The organism is Natronincola peptidivorans (genome assembly GCF_900111615.1).
GTDB classification, from domain to species: Bacteria; Bacillota; Clostridia; order Peptostreptococcales; family Natronincolaceae; genus Natronincola_A; species Natronincola_A peptidivorans.
Window position 1 is genome coordinate 1 of sequence record NZ_FOHU01000051.1, and the last position, 1,837, is coordinate 1,837.

Below are 1,837 nucleotides of genomic sequence, written 5' to 3' on the forward strand. Positions count from 1 at the left end.
CATTTTAATCAAATAATACGACCCATTAGCTCAGTCGGTAGAGCACCTGACTTTTAATCAGGGTGTCCCGCGTTCGAGTCGCGGATGGGTCACCAGTTTAATTAAGGCGGCATAGCCAAGTGGTAAGGCAGAGGTCTGCAAAACCTTTATTCCCCAGTTCAAATCTGGGTGCCGCCTCCATAAAAATCTAATATTTGTGCCCATAGCTCAGCTGGATAGAGTGTCTGACTACGAATCAGAAGGTCGGGAGTTCGAATCTCTCTGGGCACACCACTATTAAACACCTATAAGATTAACTATCTTATAGGTGTTTTTGTCGTTCTCTAAAAGTACTATAGAGCTATAAAATCAACTGAAATTGTATTTCTCAAGGCAATACTACCTTATTCAGGTTTAGTACTATAATACTGAGTTTTTAGCTATGGTATCAATGACTTTAATCTACATAAATAATAATTAATAGGACTAAATTTAATAAATTATCTATATTTATATAATAATGCATAGTTAGGTAGAGGAGGTGAAGATTTTCTGGGGAAAAACGCATATGTTTATAGCAGCCTTAATAAGTTTAGTAATCATTAGAACGACAAAAATGCCTTTAGAAATTAGCACTTATATATTTCTGATGAGTGCCTTATTTGGCTCTGTACTGCCAGATGCAGACCATAAAAGTACAAGGGTAGGGAAAGTTATTCCGTTATGGTTATTTTTCAAACATCGTACTGTAACTCACTCAATTATAATCATACTACTAATGGTTTTAGTAACAAAGATTAATTACTATGTTGGTTATGGTTTGTTCATTGGAGTTAGTAGTCATATATTATCTGATTTGTTTACAGTAAATGGATGTCCATTTTTTTATCCATTATCAAAAGAGAAACAGAGGTTAGGAAAAATAAAAACAGGAGGAAAAGATGAAAGAAAAATTGTAATAATTGTGGGAGCTTTATTAATAATATTGAGCGGTATTTATGCTTTAGATTTTGTCAAATACTTAGGCGATAGATCTTATATTAATTAGTTCAACCAAGTATAAACCATTAGGTAGGAGACCTATATCATAATAGTGAATAATAGATGATAGAAGCTCATTAAAATAATGGAGGAGCTCTAGTAAAAAATATGTATAGCTATAAAAGATGGATATAGACAAAATTAAAAATAGAGAAGGTAGAAAGTAATCTACCTTTTTTCATGTCTAGGAAAATATAGTTTATAATATCTTAGATATGGGGAGTATAGAAGGGATTTCCCTCACCAGTATAAAGTGATTCTAATGCTAGAAAATGTGTGTCGAAAGGAATATAGGGTTCCTTTGCGAAAATAAATTGACGAAGTCTATTTTGTTTTCTATAATACATATGAAGATGTATAATAATTGAGAAATGCAGTATTGAGTGGATGGGAAAATCTACATTATCTATTGAGGGAAATAAATCATGAGTAGGCTTGACATTATCCATAAAAAGTGTATAATAGTAGATGTCGCTATTTTATTTCTATGTTATTTAAGCAAGACAATAGGATGATATTATTAATAGGAGAATAGTAGTTTTAAATTCAATAGAATTTACCGACATACAATCTTCAGTGCTAGTATATGAATTGATATATAGTATTCCAGAGTAGCTCAATGGTGGAGCATTCGGCTGTTAACCGACAGGTTGGAGGTTCGAGTCCTCTCTCTGGAGCCACACAAAGTGCCGAAGTGGCGGAATTGGCAGACGCACAGGACTTAAAATCCTGCGTTCCTTCAAGAACGTACCGGTTCGACTCCGGTCTTCGGCACCATAGTATATGCGGGTGTAGTTCAGTGGTAGAACTTCAGCCT

General features: G+C 34.1%; 1 protein-coding gene and 5 tRNA genes. All 6 read left to right on the top strand.

Annotated features, from left to right (window positions below):
• The first annotated feature begins 19 nt into the window (after nucleotides 1-19).
• Nucleotides 20-95, top strand: a tRNA-Lys gene (locus BMX10_RS17655).
• Nucleotides 96-105: 10 nt separating this feature from the next.
• Nucleotides 106-180 (top strand) — tRNA-Cys (locus tag BMX10_RS17660).
• Between the two features lie 16 nt (nucleotides 181-196).
• Nucleotides 197-273 (top strand) — tRNA-Arg (locus tag BMX10_RS17665).
• A 274-nt stretch (nucleotides 274-547) separates the two neighbouring features.
• Nucleotides 548-1,027, top strand: a complete 480-nt coding sequence (locus BMX10_RS17670; RefSeq protein WP_090447109.1) for a metal-dependent hydrolase — start codon at nucleotides 548-550, stop codon at nucleotides 1,025-1,027.
• 598 nt (nucleotides 1,028-1,625) lie between these two features.
• Nucleotides 1,626-1,700 (top strand) — tRNA-Asn (locus tag BMX10_RS17675).
• Between the two features lie 8 nt (nucleotides 1,701-1,708).
• A tRNA-Leu gene (locus BMX10_RS17680) sits at nucleotides 1,709-1,797 on the top strand.
• Nucleotides 1,798-1,837 lie beyond the last annotated feature (40 nt).